Below are 16,760 nucleotides of genomic sequence, written 5' to 3' on the forward strand. Positions count from 1 at the left end.
GAGCTTGATCTGGGCAGCCTTGGCGACCAGTTCGTCGAGCTTGGCCTTGCCTTCCGGACGCAGGACAGCCTTGTTGAAGTCGAACAGGGCATCAGCGGCGACGGTGATCTTCTCACCGGTCGGCTTCGGGCCGGCGACAGCCGGGGTTGCAGCAGCGCCAGCCTTGCCATCGCAGGCTTCCTTCGGCAGCAGGTCCTTGTCGCATTCGCAACCGGCCTTGTCGGCAGCGGCGCCGGCCGGGGTCCAGTAGCCGGTGCGCCAGCACAGGCCAGCACCCGACTTGGCGACGACGTCGCGCTGGTCGATGACATAGACGCGTTCCTGGGCAATGGCGGAGAAGCCGATGCCGGCCAGCAGGGCAACAGCGATGGATTTCTTGACGAGGTTCATGGTTCTTCCTGTGGAAAGGGTTGTTATTGATATTGCAGCCCGCATTCTATTACGAATCGTCACCAAGACAACAGGCTGGAAAGGACGGGTTTCACGCGCCACGGGATATCATGGTACGACCTGAACCACCGGGCAAGCCCGTTTGTCCCGACAATGCCTTTGAAAACACTGATCCACCGTCTGACCCGATACTTTGGCGATTACCGCCCGACCGGCGACCAGCGCCTGCTTGCCGCACTGGAGGACTTCCGCAATCCAGAAGCCTGCGAGCTTGAACTGCTGCGCCGGCTGATCGCCGCCCTGCGCCCGGAAAACGCCGGCGACGACCAGAGTAACCGTCGCTACGCGCTGATGCTCGAACGACTGGAAGACGATGCGGCATTGCGTGCCGGCTTCCGGCATCACGTCATCCATTTCGTCGGCAGCCGTCGCCTGCTGAGTTTCTTCACCGACAGCGGCATCCTGCCCGGCACCGGTTTCTTTTCCGAATGGTGGCGCATCCTCGGCAACCGCCTGCTGCCCGAAGTGCCCGACGAAAGGCGGATGAAGGACTGCCTGCACCTGATCTTCTCCGACCGCAACGACTGGCGCTGGCTGGAAGCCGTTCCGGCCGAGCTGGCGCACCGCTTCTGGGAAATCCTGGCGCCGCCCGAAACCTTCCGCGAAATGGACCGGCGCGGCGTGCAGGAACAGATGCTCGACGCGCTGCTGCTGCTCGCCCACCGGGTCAGCGGCCTGGGCCTGGAAGGCGAGCTGATGCGTGCCTCGCCCAACCTCGAGGACGATTCGCCGCGCTTCGTCGCGCTCTCGGCCGAAGCGCTGGAATTCGTCCGCAGCTTCCGCGCCGGGCTCGACGGCGACGACAGCAGCTTCGACAACGGCGACCAGTTGCTGGTCATTGTCGACCAGTGCCAGGACACCCTCAACCGGATCCGGAAGCGGGCGCTCACCATCGGCACCAGCCTGCATCTCTCGTACATCCTGACTCGCAGCGAACAAAGCCTGCAGCGCATCACCGAACTCACCCGCATCCTCACCGCCGGCCTGCGCAATGCCCCGCACGAGGTTGCCATCCGCGACTGGACGACCTTCGCCCGCGAAGTTTTCCTGGCGGAAAACCGCCGCCACAGCCTGCGTCACTACATGCAGCAACTGTCCGGCGTGCTGGCAGTGCGCGTCACCGAAAACGCCGCCCGCTCCGGCGAACACTACATCTGCGAAACCCGTACCGACTACCGCCGGATGTGGCGTTCGGCGGCCGGCGCCGGGGTCCTGATCGGCATCATGGCCCTGCTCAAGATCAAGGCGGCGGCACTCGGTGCGCCGCTGTTCGTCGAGGCCTTCCTGTTCAGCATGATTTACGGACTGGGCTTCGTCACCATCTTCCTGCTCGGCTTCACCGTCGCCACCAAGCAGCCGGCCATGACCGCGCAGACGCTGGCCGGGCTGCTCGACGGACTCAAGCCGAACCGCCAGGCCGATCTCGAACGCATTGCCGACGTCGCGGCAGCGGTCAGCCGCAGCCAGCTGGCGGCGATCGGCGGTAACGTCATGGTCGCCCTGCCGGTCGCCGTCCTGGTCAGCCTTGCCGCCGCTTTCCTGTTCGGCGGGCCGGCGGTCGATGCCGCCAAGGCGGCGCACCTGATGGCCGATCTCGACCCGCTGTCGTGGGCCATCCCGCACGCGGCAATCGCCGGCTTCTATCTGTTCCTGTCCGGCCTGATCAGCGGCTATTTCGACAACCGGGCCGCCTACGCCAACATCGGCCCGCGCATCGCCCGCCTCGGCTGGCTGCAGCGCCTGGCCGGCAAGGAACGGGCCGCGCGCACCGGGGACTACATCGAAAACCACCTCGGCGGCATCATGGGGAACTTCCTGTTCGGCTGCATGCTCGGCTCGACCGGCATGATCGGCACCCTGCTCGGCCTGCCGCTGGATATCCGCCACATCGCCTTCTCCTCCGCCAACTTGGGTTACGCCTTCGGCGGTTTCGAGTTCGCCATGGCCTGGCAGGCTTTGCTCTGGGGTGCACTCGGCGTTGCCCTGATCGGGCTGACCAACCTCGGCGTCAGTTTCGCGCTGGCCTTGCGCACAGCCATGGGCGCCCGGCGCATCGCCTTCGCCCACTGGGGGACCTTGCTGGCGGCACTCGGCCGGCGCTTCCGCCAGCAGCCGCGCAGCTTCCTGCTGCCGCCCGAAGAACCACGGGAGGATGGGAGCCACTGATGCACCGCGCTCGCCCCGCCCTGCCCCTGCTGCTTGCCTGCCTGGCGCTGCCGGCGGCGGCGCAGTTGCGGACCGAGGCACCGGCAGCGCTGGCCAGCCGCCTGTCGGCTTTCCTGCAGGCGGAAGCCGGCCCCCAGCGGCTGCAAGCCCAGGCCCGCGACATTCTCGCCACCGAGGGCTACTTCTCGCCGGACATCAACATCGTCGACCACGACGGACTGCAACTGCGTGTCGATCCGGGGCCGCGGACACTGATCGAGCGTGTCGACCTGAATGTCGATGGTCCCATCGACCACGAACGTCGCCAGGCACTGATAACCGGCTGGCGACTGCCGGCCGGCCAGCCCTTCCGCCAGGAAGACTGGAATGCCGCCAAGCAGCAAGTGCTGGCCGAACTGCTGGCCAACGAACATGCCGACGCCCGGCTGGTCGACAGCCGCGCCGACATCGATGCCGAATCGGCGCGCGCCGTGCTTAGCGCCCGCTACGATGCCGGCCCGCGCTACCGCTACGGCGAACTGGAATTCAGCGGCCTGCACCGCTACACGCCGGAACTGGTCGCCCGTTACAACCGCCAGGTCAGGCCGGGCGAGCCCTACCGGGCGGCCGACCTGCAGACCCTGACCGGCATCCTGCAATCGACGCCGTACTTTGCCAGCGTCCGTGCCGAACTCGATACCGCTGCCGCAGAAATCGACGCCGACGGCAACGCCGTCGCCCCGGTCCGCCTGCGGGTCCGCGAGCGCCCCGGCCATCGCGCCGGCTTCGGTATCGGTGCCAGTTCCAATACCGGCGCCCGGGTCGAGGCCAATTACAACACGCCCGACCTCTTCGGCCAGGCCTGGGAATTCGATACCGGCTTGCGTCTCGAACAGAAACGGCAGACCTTCTACAGCGACGTGATCCTGCCGCCCGACGACAAACAGCGCCGGCACAGCATCGGCTTTGTCCGCGAAACCAGCGACATCGAGAAGCTGCGCACCGAACGCCACGCATTGGGCATTCAAAGCGTGCAGCAGCGCGGCAGCGTCGAGCAGCGCCTGTCGCTGAACTGGCAGCGCGAAACCCGCTGGCCCGACGGCAGTGCCGACATCACCAGCCGGGCGCTGGTGCCCAATGCCATGTGGACCTGGCGCCGGATCGACAACCTGCTCGACCCGCGCGCCGGCACGGTACTCCAGTTGAGCGTCGGCGGCGGCGCCAGGGCGGCGTTGTCGGACCAGAATTTCGTCCGCCTGCACGGGCGCATCCAGCACTACCTGCCGGTTGGCCCCCGCGACACCCTGGCCCTGCGCGGCGAACTGGGGCGGACCTTCGCCGACTCGCGCCTGCGCATTCCGCAGGACTACCTGTTTCGCGCCGGCGGCACCGGTTCGGTCCGCGGTTACGCCTATCAGAGCCTGGGCATCAAGGAAGGCGAAGCCACCGTGGGCGGCCGTTACCTGGCGGTGGCCAGCGCCGAGTACACGCACTGGCTGAACGACCACTGGGGCCTGGCGCTGTTTGTCGATGCCGGCGACGCCGTCGATGGACTCAAGGACATCCGCCTTGCCGCCGGTTACGGCCTCGGCGTGCGCTGGCGCAGCCCGGCCGGCCCGATCGGCGCCGACCTCGCTTACGGCGAACGCGAAGGTCGCCTGCAACTGCACTTCTCGCTGGCCATCCCGTTCTGACATGCGCCGCCTGCTACCACTCCTGCTGACCCTGGTCGTCGTCACCGGCGCCGCCGGCTACTGGCTGTTAAATACCGGCGGCGGACTGCAATTCGCCCTGAATCTGGCCGGCATGCTGAGCAGCAATCGCCTGCAGGTCGAGCAGGCTGACGGCCGCCTCGGCGGCCCGCTCACGATCGGCGAACTGCGCTGGCAGGATGGCGACACCACCATCGTCGCCACCGACCTCGCGCTGGCCTGGACACCCGGTGCCCTGCTGCAGCAGCGCCTGCAGATCGAGTCCCTGAGCACGAGCAACCTGAGCATCACGACCCCGGCCAGCGACACCCCGACCGTCGAGCCGGCCGACCTGCAGCTGCCCCTGGCCGTCCATGTCGGGGAATTGCGCATCGCCCACCTGCACCACGGCGGACAGGAAATCGCCCGCGAACTGGTGGCGCGGATCGACAGCGACGGCCGCCACCATCGCATCGACGACCTGCGCCTGCACAGCGGCGATGTCGCCGTACGCGGCCAGGTGCAGCTCGACGGCCAGGCCCCCTTCCCGCTCGAGGGCAGCGGCGAGATCCAGGGGCAACTGGAAGACAAACCGCTGGCGCTGGCGTTTCAAGCGGCGGGGCCGCTGGCCGGCTTCACCGTCAAGCTCGATGCCCGCGCCGGCATCGAAGGCCATGCCCGGGTCAGCCTGAACCCGTTCGCGGCGATGCCGCTGATCGAGGCCGACATCAAGCTCGCCAACATCGACCCGGCGGCCTGGCGCGACGGACTGCCCGACGCCCGCCTCGACCTCGATCTCAAGGTGACACCGGCGGCCGGCGGGGTAAGCGCCCGCTTCGACCTGAACAACCGCCAAGCCGCGCCGCTCGACCGACCGGGATTGCCGATCGAGCGCCTGCAGGGGCAAGCCACCTGGCTGGACGGACAACTGGCGTTTCCCGAACTGCAGGCCCGCCTGGGCGGCGGCGAACTTTCCGGACGCGGCGTCTGGCAGGGCGAACTTGACGACGGCGCGCTGCAACTGGAACTCGCCGTCCGCCAGCTCGACGCCATCCGCCTGCACAGCAGCCTGCGGCCGACCCGGCTGGACGGCCGGCTGAGCGCGACCCTCGGTCAGCAGCGCCAGGACATCCGCGTCGACCTGCGCGACCGCCGTTTCACCTTGCGCGGCACCGCACAACACGCCGCCGACACCCTGACCCTGACGGACGTCGAAATCGCCGCCGGCCAGGCCCGCCTGCTTGCCGCCGGCAGCCTGCAGCTGGCCGAGCAGGCATTCACGGTCGACGCCCGCTTGCAGGAATTCGATCCCGCCCGCTTTGCCGAACTGCCGGGCGCCCGCATCAACGCCAGGCTGCAGGCCAAGGGACGACTGCAGCCGAAACCCGTCATCGACGCCAGCTTTGCCCTCGGCGACAGCCAGTTTCGCGGCCAGCCGCTGGCCGGCCAGGGCGAATTGCGGGTGGACTGGCCGACGCTCAGCGGCATCGACCTGAACCTGGCGCTGGCCGGCAACCGCCTGACCGCCAAGGGCGGTTTCGGCGCCCCCGGCCAGCGGCTGCAGCTCGCCATCGACGCACCCCGGCTGGCCGCCCTCGGCGCCGAAGGCGACCTGAAGGCCGACCTGAATGTGAGCGGCAGCGTCGCCCGACCGCTGGTCGACGGCGAATTGCGCGCCGGCCGCATCGGCCTGCCCGGCGTTTTCCGCGCCGACGGCGTGCATCTATCGGCCAGCCTCGCGGAAGCGGCCGATGCGCCGCTGCAACTCGGGCTGACGCTGCAGCGCCTCGAATCCGGCGCCGGCCAGCGCCTGTTCGCGCCGCTGACCATCCGTGGCGACGGCAGCCGGCGCCAGCACCAAATGACCATCGACGGTCGCCTGGCCGCCGGCGAACGCCTGCAACTGCAGGTCGACGGCAGCGAGCAGGATGGGCGCTGGCAAGGCATGCTGACGCAACTCTCGTTGCTCGCCGACAGCGCCGCCCGCAACCTGCGCCTGCGCAGCCCGGCCGCGCTGCGGGCGAGCGCCGACGGCTGGTCGGTCGGCCCTCTGCAACTGGCCGGCGAGCCCCTCGACTGGCAGGCCACGATCCAGGCCAACGCCGACCGTAAAGCGCTCAAACTCGACCTGCAGGCCAGCGGCTCGCGGATCGGCCGGGTCCAGGCCGGCCTGACCGCCGGCGTGGACGGCCCCTGGCAACTGGCCGCCAGCGCGCCCTGGCAAGGCCAGGCCACGGCCGAAATCGCCGACCTCGGCTGGCTCGGCGAACTGCTCGGCGAGGACTGGCAAACCGGTGGCCGCATCGACGCTCGCCTGCAGCTTGCCGGCAGCCCGGCCCGACCGGCGCTGGCCGGCACCCTGAACGGCCAGGCCCTCAGCCTGCGCCTGCCGGCCCAGGGGCTGGCGCTGGTCGACGGCGAGCTGGCCGCCGACATCGCCGACAATCTGCTGAGCATCCGCCGGCTCAGTTTCAGCAGCGCCCGCCAGCGCGCCCCCCGGCCGTTGCGCATGGCGCTCGGCGAACAGGCCGGCAGCCTGGAAGGACCGGGACGACTCGATGTTTCCGGCGAACTGCGCGTCGCCCCCGGACAGGCCGACGGCCAGGCGGCGCTGACCGTCCGCCTCGACCGCGTCGGCGTCTGGCAACGCCAGGACCAGTGGGTCAGCCTGTCCGGCGAAGGAAAATTGCGCTGGCAGGAAGCCGCGCTCGGCATCGACGGTCGCCTCGCCATCGACGCCGCCTACTGGCAACTGGCGCCGGCCGGCGCCCCGCGACTGTCCGACGACGTCGTCATCCATCGCCCGGGCGACCAGCGATCGCCGGGCCTGCGCCCGAACCTGGCACTCGATGTGCAGACCGATCTCGGCCGCCATTTCCTGTTCGAAGGCGCCGGCCTGAGTACCCGGCTGGCCGGTCAGGTCCGGCTGAGCGCCAGTGGTCGGGACCTGCCCCGGGCCACCGGCACGATCCGCACCCGCGACGGTCGTTTCGAGGCCTACGGCCAACGGCTGGAAATCACCCGCGGCATCCTGACTTTCCAGGGACTGCCCGACAACCCGGCGCTCGACGTGCGCGCCGTGCGTAAAGGCCTGGCAGTCGAACCCGGCGTCCAGTTGTCCGGCACCGCGCAGCGACCGGTGGTGCGCCTGATCTCGGACCCGGACCTGCCGGACCCGGAAAAACTGTCCTGGCTGATCCTTGGTCACGGCCAGGACAGCATGAGTGCCGGCGACGCCAGCCTGCTGCTGTCGGCGGCCGGCGGCTTGCTCGGCAACGACTCGGGCAATCTCGTCCAGCAACTGAAACGCACTTTCGGCATCGACGAATTCGGCGTCCGCCAGGGCAATCTCGACGGCAGCGGCGGCCGTCAGCCGGGCAGCCGCGTCGTTGCCGCCGGCGTCGACACCGGCGCAACGACGGGCAACCAGATCCTCAGCATCGGCAAGCGCCTGTCGTCGTCGGCCACCCTGAGTTATGAGCAGTCGCTGGGCACGGCCGAAAGCATCGTCAAGCTGTCGATCGAACTGACCCGCCAGATCACGCTGATCGGGCGGGCCGGCAGCGACAATGCGCTGGACGTGTTCTACACGCTTACCTGGGGTCTTCCGCCGACATCACGACGTCAGAGTTCTCGGCGTCAGCCGTCGGCAGATACAGAACCAGAAGATTGAGCGCCGGAAAGCGACGGGCAACGCGCTCCGGCAAGGTGCCCAGCGAAGTGCGCCAGGCATAACCGCCGGGACGCACACCGACGAAAAGCAGCAACTGATCCGGCGTCGCCAGTTCGTTCAGGGCGCGCAGCACGCCGCTCCAGGCATCAACCGTCTGCACACGGAATTCGCACTGCGGCCGCAGCGCCAGCAGGCGGGCACGCAACGCCGCCTCGTGCCCGCGCTCGCACAACACCAGCAGCCCGACGCCCAGTTGCCGCGCCAGCCGCGTCACGTTAGCCATGCCGGCAAAGAACCCCTCTTCCAGCTCCGCATGCGGCGGCATGGCGACGATGATCCGGCGGCAGGTATTCAGCGGTGTCGCCAGGCGGGCAGCGAGCAGGCTGTATTGACGATCCTGCAGCAACTGTTCAACCAGCGAGCCGAAGAAGAACTCGGTCCCGGCACTGCGTTGTCGCCAGCCGACGATGGTCAGCGTCGCCCGCAACTCGCGCCGCGCCCGCAGGATGCCGGAGGCCGCGTTGAGGTCGATCCGGGTCAGCGGATGCGCCGGTACATTGGCCGACGACAACTGGCCGACGACACCGGCCAGCAATTTCTCGGAGGCGGCCACGGCTTCGCTCGCCCCTTCACCGTCATCGACCACCGCGACCGGGTAGATCGGCTGCCCGGGCACCGGGTCGCGGATCAGCATGGCCAGATCGAGCAGCGGCCGGGCCGAGCTTGCCGACGAACAGCCAACCAGAATGCGCTGCATGGACTCGGCCATTTCGGGCGGCTGCAGCGCTTCGAGCTGGGCCATGTTGCGGCCGTGCCGGTCGACCAGGATGGGCGCCACGAAACAACTGACCAGAATCATCACGATGGCGCCGTTGACCACCGCATCGTCGAACAGGCCGATCTCGAAACCGACCATGGTCGCCGCCAGCGTGGCCGCCGCCTGCGGGACGCTCAGACCGAACACCACGCGCGCCTGATCGCGGCTGTAACGTAGCAGCGGCCGGGTCGATTCGGCAGCCAGCCACTTGCCGACGAAAACGGTGGCAACCATGCTGATGGCCACGGCCCAGGCCTTGAAGCCGGCCAGAAAGACTCCGAAATCGAGCAGCATGCCGACCGACAGCAGGAAGAAGGGAATGAACAAGGCATCGCCGGTGAACTGGATACGGTTCATCAGCGTACTGTTATGGGGGATCAAGCGGTTGAGGGCCAGGCCGGCGAGGAAGGCGCCAACGATGGGTTCCGAACCGGCCAGATGCGAGACGGCGGCGCAGGTGAACACGGTGGCCAGCACGAACACGAATTCCGCCACGCCGTCGCGGGCGACATGGCGGAAGAACCAGCGGGCCAGCGCCGGTACGCCGAACAGGATCAGGGCGACGTACAGCGACAGCCCCAGCGCCAGGCGCTGACCGAACTGTTCATCGACCTCGCCGCGCGTCATCCCGGCGATCACTGCCAGCACCAGCAGCGCCAGGCTGTCGGTGATGATGGTTCCGCCGACCGCCGTGGTCACTGCCTGGTTGCGGGCGATGCCGAGGCGCGAGGCAATTGGGTACGTCAGCAGCGTATGCGAGGCGAACATGCTGGCCAGCAGGATCGCCGCCGGCCATTCGAAACCGAGCAGATAACGGGCGACCGGCACCCCCAGCCCCATCGGAATGGCAAAAGTCAGCAGGCCGAAGACCAGACTGTGCAGACGATAGCGCTTGAGCACCGCCATGTCGATTTCGAGGGCGGCGGTGAACATGATGTAAAGCAGGCCGACTGTGCCGAACAGCACGAAGGATTGATCCCGGGCCAGCACCCCCAGTGCATTCGGCCCAAGCAAGGCGCCCGCCGCCAGCAAACCGACCATGCCGGGCATGCCGCCAGCGCCCCATGACGATAGGCGCCAGCAGGATGAGGACGGCGACCAGGGCGAAGACGACGACGGGATTGGTGATCGGGAACAGCGCTGTCATTTCATGGTGCAGTGCAAAAACCAGCCCGGATAGTAACCCCATCCGGGATCAGCGCACCACCCTGCCGGCAGACGCCGGCCCTAACCCGTAGCCGAGCCGACGATGTCCGGTCGTAGATGCATCGGCGCATCGACGAAGATGCGCGCGTCCATGAGTCGGGGCGCAGTCGGCATCAAGGGCACGAAGTCCATGCGCGCCAGGATGTCGTGCTGCAGGTCCACACCCGGCGCGATTTCGGTCAGCACCAGCCCGGCCGCGGTCAGTTCGAAGACGCAGCGCTCGGTGATGAAGAGCACCGGCGTGCCGCGCTTGACCGCCTGCGGCCCGGAGAAGGTGCGGTGTTCGACCTGGTCGACGAACTTGACCGCCGAGCCGTCCTGGAGAATTTTCAACTTGCCGCCGTCGACCGCCACTTCAAGTTGACCGGCGGTGAAGGTACCGACGAAGACGACCTTGCGCGCCGATTGCGAGATGTTGATGAAGCCACCGGCACCGGCCAGTCGCGGGCCGAATTTGGAGACATTCAGGTTGCCTTCGCGGTCGGCCTGGGCCAGCCCGAGGAAAGCGAGGTCGAGACCGCCGCCGTCGTAGAAATCGAACTGGCTGGGCTGGTCGATGATCGCCTGGGTGTTGGTGGCGGCGCCGAAGTTCAGGCCACCGGCGGGCACGCCGCCGATGACGCCGGGTTCGGCGGTCAAGGTCATCAGGTCGACGATGCCCTCCTCGGCGGCGACGTCGGCCACGCCCTCGGGCATGCCGATGCCGAGATTGACCACGGCGCCCGGCGTCAGCTCCATCGCCGCGCGGCGGGCGATGATCTTGCGCTCGCTCATCGGCATCGGCTTCAGCGCCGACATCGGCACCCGGATTTCGCCGGCAAAGGCCGGGCTGTACGGCTCGGCGAAGGTCTGCATGTGGTATTCGGGCTTCTCGGCGACCACCACGCAATCGACCAGGATGCCGGGAATCTTGACCTGGCGAGGGTTGAGCGTGCCGCGTTCGGCGATGCGCTCGACCTGGACGATGACGATGCCGCCTGAATTCTTCGCCGCCATGGCGATGGCCTGCGCTTCCAGCGTCAACGCTTCCTTTTCCATGGTCACGTTGCCGTCAGGATCGGCGGTGGTGCCGCGGATGATGCCGACGTGAATCGGGAAAGCCTTGTAGAACAGGTATTCCTCACCGTCGATTTCCATCAGCCGGACCAGTTCGGCGGTCGTCCGTTCGTTCAGCTTGCCGCCGCCGAAGCGCGGATCGACGAAGGTACCGAGACCGGTGCGCGTGATCGTTCCCGGCTTGCCGGCGGCGATGTCGCGGAACAGGTGGGAGATCACGCCCTGCGGCAGGTTGTAGGCGGCGATGCGGTTGGCCACCGCCAGTTCCTGCAGGCGCGGCACCAGCCCCCAGTGACCGCCGATGACCCGGCCGACCAGGCCTTCATGACCGAGGTGGTTGAGCCCGCGTTCCTTGCCGTCGCCCTGGCCGGCGGCATAGACCAGCGTCAGGTCGCGCGGCGCACCCTGGCCATGCACGTCGCCTTCGCGCGTTTCGAGAAAGCGCTGCTCCAGCGCCACGGCGATGTTCTCGGGAAAGCCGATGCCGACGAAACCGCCGGTCGCCACCGTCGCGCCATCGCCGATGCGGGCGACGGCATCGCGTGCCGAAACGATCTTGCCAGCGGGGGAAAGGGATTGCGCCACAGTGCTCATCGAGTTCTCCGGGAAACGACAAACCCCAATGTTCGGGCAGAGCGCGGCATTGCGCCACGCTCGTTTACCCGCATGCGGCGTCAGTTGACCAGCGCTGCCTCGATTTCGGCGAAGGTCCGCGGCAGATCGAAGCCCAGCACCGGCACGCCGAGCGCACGACCGATCTGGGTGGCCGAGAACAGGCCGCGAACGCGCGGCAGGCCGGTGGACGGATCGGTATCCTCAACCAGCACGTGCTGACGACCGAGTTGCTTGAGCGCGTTGAGGATGTCGGCCACGCGGGCGCGCAACACGTCTTCCAGATACAGGGTGTCGATGCTGGCGATCGGCGTCATCAGGTCGGCCACACGCAGTTCATCGCGCTTGCCGCCGCGCGCCTGTGCCACCTGCAAAGGCTTCTCACCGAGGATGTCGCGGGCGGTGATCAGGCCGACGACTTCTTCGTCCTTGCCCAGCACCATCAGCAGGCGGACGCCGCGCGAGATCATGCGCGCATTGGCATCGTCCACCGAGGCTTCGGGACCGATGCTGACCACATTGACCCGGGAAAAATCGGTCATCGCTTCGATCGCCGGCGAATCGGCGGCAATCAGGTTGAAACCGGAAACGCACAGCGAGGCATTTTGCGACAGCTTGTGCGCACGAACGTTAACAGGATGGTTCATGGTGTCTTCCTCCATCAGGATTCTTATTTTTGCGGGGCAAACCGCTTGCCGGGAGTGTCTCGACCAACCCGCACTCCTTGTCCACAGTATTCCGGGAAGCGGGCCCACTTGCAAGCGATTGGCACATTCGCCACAACACCGCTGAAAAGCCTCCGGGCAACTGCGCTTTCGGCTACGCAGACGCGGTATGATTCGCCGCTTTCACCCAGCACCCGCCTACCCAAGCCACCAGCCATGAACCGCCCGACCAGCCGCCTGCGCTCACTGATTCCGACCCGGGAACAGATCATGGCCAATCGCTGGCTCGGCTGGCTGCGCCCCTTCCTGGCCCACCCGCAACTGTGGCGCTGGTCGCGCCGCGGCGTCGCCCTCGGCGTGGCGCTCGGCATCTTCTTCGGGCTGCTGATCCCGATCGCCCAGATCCCCTTCTCCGCCGCTGCAGCCGTCCTGCTGCGCGCCAATGTCCCGGCCGCCGCAGCCAGCACGCTGGTCACCAACCCGGTGACTTTCGGCCCCGTGTATTACGCGGCCTACCGTCTGGGCAGCTGGATATACGGCGACACGCCGCAGGACGAACCGCCGGTACATGAGGATGCCGACCATGAGACCAGTATCTGGGAACGCATCGGCAAACTCGGCCTGCCGCTGATCACCGGCCTGGCCGTCATGGCCACGCTGTTCGGCCTGCTCAGCTATTTCGTGATCAGCGCAGTATGGTACTGGCGGGTCAAGGCCAAACGACGGCGCATGATCCGCTATTACCAGACACGCGACGGCAGGAAGAACGGCGACCCGCAATAGGAAAAGCCCGGCGCGCGGCCGGGCTTTCGAATGATGGTGGAGACAGGCGGGATCGAACCGCCGACCTTCTGATTGCGAACCAGACGCTCTCCCAACTGAGCTATGCCCCCGAAGTGCCCGAATTCTAGCGCAATACTTCGGGCTTATCCATTCTCCGACACCCCGGCAGGTTTCTGGCCTGCGCCGACCGCGGCACGCCGGAGCCGGTCGGCGACGGCCACCCAGTCCGCTCCCGTCGGCAGGGCTTCGACAACGATCAGGTCGACGCCGGCATGATCCATATCGCGCAGCGCGGCGTAGAGGTCGTGAGCGTAGCCGACCGGGTCGGCCGGCAGCATCCGCCAGGCGTGCGGCATGCCGGCCTGCGGCGGCTGGTTGGGGCTGATCACGCCGCAGGTGCCGCCGCGATGGCGCTGGGCGTTGAGGAAGTCGAGCAGGCGCTCGCCAGTGACCACGCGTAGCGGCGTGATCGGCGCGTAATGCGCTTCCAGCGAGCCGGAAACGCGCGGCGCGCCGTGGCTGGTTTCGATCGCCGGCACACGACCGAGCACCGCTTCGAGATGCAACGGCGAGATGTGGCCGGGACGCAGCACCACCGGTTCGCCACGCGAGCAGTCGATGATCGTCGATTCGATGCCGACGGCGCAGGGACCGCCGTCGAGGATCAGCGGCACGGCTTCGCCCAGTTCCTCGGCAACGTGGGCAGCGGTGGTCGGGCTGATGCGGCCGAAGCGGTTGGCCGACGGCGCGGCGATGCCGGCGTGCTCACCTTTGGCGGCGGCAAAACGGCGCAGCAGTTCGAGCGCCACCGGATGGCCGGGGACGCGCAGGCCGACGGTATCCTGGCCGCCGGTGACGGCGTCGGGCACCCAGGCCTGCTTCTTCAGGATCAAGGTCAGCGGGCCGGGCCAGAAGGTTTCCATCAGCTCCCAGGCGACCGCCGGCACCTGCTCGGCCCAGGCCTCGACGGTATCGTGGCCGGCCAGGTGGACGATCAGCGGATGATCGGCCGGGCGGCCCTTGGCAGCGAAAATTTTCGCCACCGCCGCCGGGTTGGCAGCGTCGGCGCCGAGGCCGTAGACGGTCTCGGTCGGCAGCGCGACCAGTTTGCCGGCCAGCAGCAGGTCGACAGCGCGCTGGTAATCCGCTTCGGAAGGCGTCATCAGTCCTTGATGCCGATGGCGGCGCGGGCGGTCAGCGCGGTCTTCTGCACGGCTTCTGGATTGTCGCCGATGACCGTGAAGTGGCCCATCTTGCGGCCCGGGCGGGCGTGGTGCTTGCCGTAGAGGTGCAGCTTCAGGTTGGGGATGGCGTAGAGCACCGACCAGTCGGGTTCGCGGTAGGTATCGCCGTCGTACCACAGGTCGCCGAGCAGGTTGACCATCACCGACGCCGAATGCGCGCGCGGCTCGCCCAGCGGCAGGCCGCACAGCGCGCGCACCTGTTGCTCGAACTGATTGGTGACGCAGGCGTCGATGGTGTAGTGGCCGCTGTTGTGCGGGCGCGGCGCCATTTCGTTGACCAGCAGCTGGCCACGGCTGACGAAGAACTCGACGCCCATGGTGCCGATGTAGCCGAGCTTTTCGGCGATGCGCGCGGCGACGTCTTCGGCGTCGCTCTTCATGCAGCCGGAAGTGCGCGCCGGCACGATGGAGACATCGAGGATGCCGCGCGTGTGCTGGTTCTCGCCGGTCGGGAAGCAGGCGACCTGGCCGTTCTCGTCGCGCGCCAGCACGACCGAAACTTCGTAGTCGAGCGGCAGACGCTGTTCGAGCACGCATTGCTCGCCCTTGAACTGGGCGAAGGCGAGCAGCGCCTCCTCGATGTTGTTGACCGTCGCCTGGCCTTTACCGTCGTAGCCGAAGCGGGCGACCTTGAGGATGGCCGGGAACAGGCTGGCCGGCGCGGCCTTCAGGTCGGCGTCGCTGTTGACCTCGATGAACGGGCCGTGCGGGAAACCGTTGTCGCGCAGGAAAGATTTTTCGCTCACGCGGTGCTGGCAAATGGCCACTGCCGCCGCGTGCGGGCGCACCGGCACGAACTTGGCGAGGTAGTCGAGCGTCGCCGCCGGCACGTTCTCGAATTCGGTGGTGATCGCGGCACAGCCGGCGGCGAATTCGTCGAGCGCGGCGTAGTCGTCGTAGGCGACGCAGAAGTGGCGTTCGGCAATCTGCGCGGCGGGGGAATTCTTGTCCGGATCGAGCACCCAGACCCGGTAGCCCAGTTCGTGGGCGGCGGCAACGAAGAAGCGGCCGAGCTGGCCACCGCCGAGCATGCCCAGCGTGGCGGGCGGCAAGATCGTCGTCTTCATACTTCGGGCAGCTTCATCGCCAGGACCTTCTCGGTCTGGGCGGTACGGAAAGCCTGCAGCTTGGCGTTCAGCGCCGCGTCGCCGTTGGCCAGCATGGCGACGGCGAACAGCGCGGCGTTGGCGGCGCCGGCTTCGCCGATGGCGAAGGTGGCAACCGGGATGCCCTTGGGCATCTGCACGATGCTGTGCAAGGAATCGACGCCGGACAGCGCGCGCGACTGCACCGGCACGCCGAGTACCGGCACCGTCGTCTTGGCGGCAAGCATGCCGGGCAGGTGGGCGGCACCGCCGGCACCGGCGATGATCGCCTGCAGGCCGCGCGGAGCGGCGGTCTCGGCGTATTCAAAGAGCAGGTCGGGCGTGCGGTGGGCGGAAACGACGCGGGCTTCGAAAGCGACGCCGAAGTCCTTGAGGATGACGGCGGCGGCCTGCATGGTCGGCCAGTCGGAGTCGGAACCCATGACGATACCGACGGAGATTTTCTTGTCGCTCATTTGCGGATTCCTGCTTTGCGTTCGGCGGCCTCGATGGTGTTGGCCAGCAGCATGGTGATGGTCATCGGCCCGACGCCGCCTGGCACCGGGGTGATCTGGCCGGCAACGGCGAGGCAGTCGTCGAAGTCTACGTCGCCGCACAGCTTGCCGTCCGGCAGGCGGTTGATGCCGACATCGATGACGACGGCGCCCGGCTTGATCATGTCGCCCTTGACGAACTTCGGCTTGCCGACGGCGGCGACGACGATGTCGGCGCGGCTGGTGTGGAACTTCAGGTCGCGCGTCTTCGAATGGCAGACGGTGACCGTGGCGCCGGCATTGATCAGCAGCATCGCCATGGGTTTACCCACGATGTTGGAGCGGCCGATGACGACGGCTTCCTGGCCGGTCAGGTCGACGTTGCCCTTTTCGAACATCTTCATCACGCCGTACGGCGTGCAGGGGATGAAGCGCGGCGCGCCTTGCGACAGCGCGCCGACGTTCTCGGCGTGGAAGCCGTCGACGTCCTTCTCGGCGGAAATCGCTTCAAGGACCTTTTCTTCGTCGAAGTGCTTGGGCAGCGGCAGTTGCACCAGGATGCCGTGGATGGACGGATCGGCGTTCAGTTCGGCGATCTTGTCGAGGACGACCTGCTGATCGACGTCCTTCTCATAGACGATCTTCTCGGAATGCATGCCGATGGCCAGGCAGCCATTGACCTTGTTCTTCACGTAGACCTGCGAGGCCGGGTCCTCGCCAACCAGAATGACCACCAGACCGGGCTTGTGCCCTTTGGCCGTCAGGGTTTCCACGCGTGCCTTGAAGCTCTGCCGAAGCTCTTCCGCCAGCGCCTTGCCGTCAATGATTTGTGCCGTCAT

The 16,760-nt window shown here is 67.5% G+C and carries 11 protein-coding genes, 1 tRNA gene and 1 pseudogene; 4 read left to right on the forward strand and 9 right to left on the reverse strand.

What is annotated here, in order from left to right; genetic code table 11:
* A pseudogene (locus Q0799_RS10770) lies at positions 1-390 on the reverse strand (OmpA family protein); the annotation flags it as partial.
* Positions 391-549: 159 nt separating this feature from the next.
* On the opposite strand from Q0799_RS10770, the gene Q0799_RS10775 reads away from it, so the two are divergent.
* The 3 genes from Q0799_RS10775 to Q0799_RS10785 are packed head-to-tail and all read left to right on the forward strand — an operon-like array spanning position 550 to position 7,959.
* Positions 550-2,616, forward strand: coding sequence for a site-specific recombinase (locus tag Q0799_RS10775; protein ID WP_298398190.1), 2,067 nt, complete (start codon positions 550-552; stop codon positions 2,614-2,616).
* Complete coding sequence (locus Q0799_RS10780) at positions 2,616-4,289, forward strand: autotransporter assembly complex family protein (protein WP_298398192.1); 1,674 nt, start codon at positions 2,616-2,618, stop codon at positions 4,287-4,289. The genes Q0799_RS10775 and Q0799_RS10780 overlap by 1 nt, the downstream gene beginning before the upstream one ends.
* Position 4,290: 1 nt before the next feature.
* Complete coding sequence (locus tag Q0799_RS10785; protein ID WP_298398194.1) at positions 4,291-7,959, forward strand: translocation/assembly module TamB domain-containing protein; 3,669 nt, start codon at positions 4,291-4,293, stop codon at positions 7,957-7,959.
* Here the strand turns inward: Q0799_RS10785 and Q0799_RS10790 are convergent.
* From Q0799_RS10790 to Q0799_RS10800, 3 genes are all read right to left on the reverse strand, one after another.
* Positions 7,880-9,826 (reverse strand): cation:proton antiporter, encoded by a 1,947-nt coding sequence (locus Q0799_RS10790; RefSeq protein ID WP_298398196.1) that lies wholly within the window; start codon positions 9,824-9,826, stop codon positions 7,880-7,882. The two genes, Q0799_RS10785 and Q0799_RS10790, sit on opposite strands and share 80 nt — an antisense overlap.
* Positions 9,827-10,003: 177 nt before the next feature.
* Positions 10,004-11,632, reverse strand: a complete 1,629-nt coding sequence (locus Q0799_RS10795; protein ID WP_298398198.1) for an acyl CoA:acetate/3-ketoacid CoA transferase — start codon at positions 11,630-11,632, stop codon at positions 10,004-10,006.
* Between the two features lie 80 nt (positions 11,633-11,712).
* A complete protein-coding gene (locus Q0799_RS10800; protein ID WP_298398200.1) occupies positions 11,713-12,297 on the reverse strand; it encodes a CBS domain-containing protein in 585 nt (194 codons plus the stop codon).
* Between the two features lie 234 nt (positions 12,298-12,531).
* Between Q0799_RS10800 and Q0799_RS10805 the strand changes: the two genes are divergently transcribed.
* On the forward strand, positions 12,532-13,098 hold the full coding sequence (locus Q0799_RS10805) for a DUF2062 domain-containing protein (RefSeq protein WP_298398202.1): 567 nt from the start codon (positions 12,532-12,534) through the stop codon (positions 13,096-13,098).
* 34 nt (positions 13,099-13,132) lie between these two features.
* Here Q0799_RS10805 and Q0799_RS10810 read toward each other — a convergent pair.
* From Q0799_RS10810 to folD, 5 genes are all read right to left on the reverse strand, one after another.
* Positions 13,133-13,208 (reverse strand) — tRNA-Ala (locus tag Q0799_RS10810).
* A gap of 33 nt (positions 13,209-13,241) precedes the next feature.
* On the reverse strand, positions 13,242-14,261 hold the full coding sequence (locus tag Q0799_RS10815; RefSeq protein WP_298398204.1) for an L-threonylcarbamoyladenylate synthase: 1,020 nt from the start codon (positions 14,259-14,261) through the stop codon (positions 13,242-13,244).
* Positions 14,261-15,409, reverse strand: a complete 1,149-nt coding sequence (locus Q0799_RS10820; RefSeq protein WP_298398206.1) for a 5-(carboxyamino)imidazole ribonucleotide synthase — start codon at positions 15,407-15,409, stop codon at positions 14,261-14,263. The genes Q0799_RS10815 and Q0799_RS10820 overlap by 1 nt, the downstream gene beginning before the upstream one ends.
* Complete coding sequence (gene purE / locus Q0799_RS10825) at positions 15,406-15,903, reverse strand: 5-(carboxyamino)imidazole ribonucleotide mutase (RefSeq protein ID WP_298398208.1); 498 nt, start codon at positions 15,901-15,903, stop codon at positions 15,406-15,408. Before purE ends, Q0799_RS10820 begins: the two co-directional genes overlap by 4 nt.
* The gene (gene folD / locus Q0799_RS10830) at positions 15,900-16,760 is read right to left on the reverse strand and encodes a bifunctional methylenetetrahydrofolate dehydrogenase/methenyltetrahydrofolate cyclohydrolase FolD (protein ID WP_298398210.1); all 861 of its coding nucleotides are present in this window, start codon (positions 16,758-16,760) and stop codon (positions 15,900-15,902) included. The genes purE and folD overlap by 4 nt, the downstream gene beginning before the upstream one ends.

The sequence above is a fragment of the uncultured Azonexus sp. genome, from assembly GCF_937982035.1.
GTDB lineage: Bacteria > Pseudomonadota > Gammaproteobacteria > Burkholderiales > Rhodocyclaceae > Azonexus.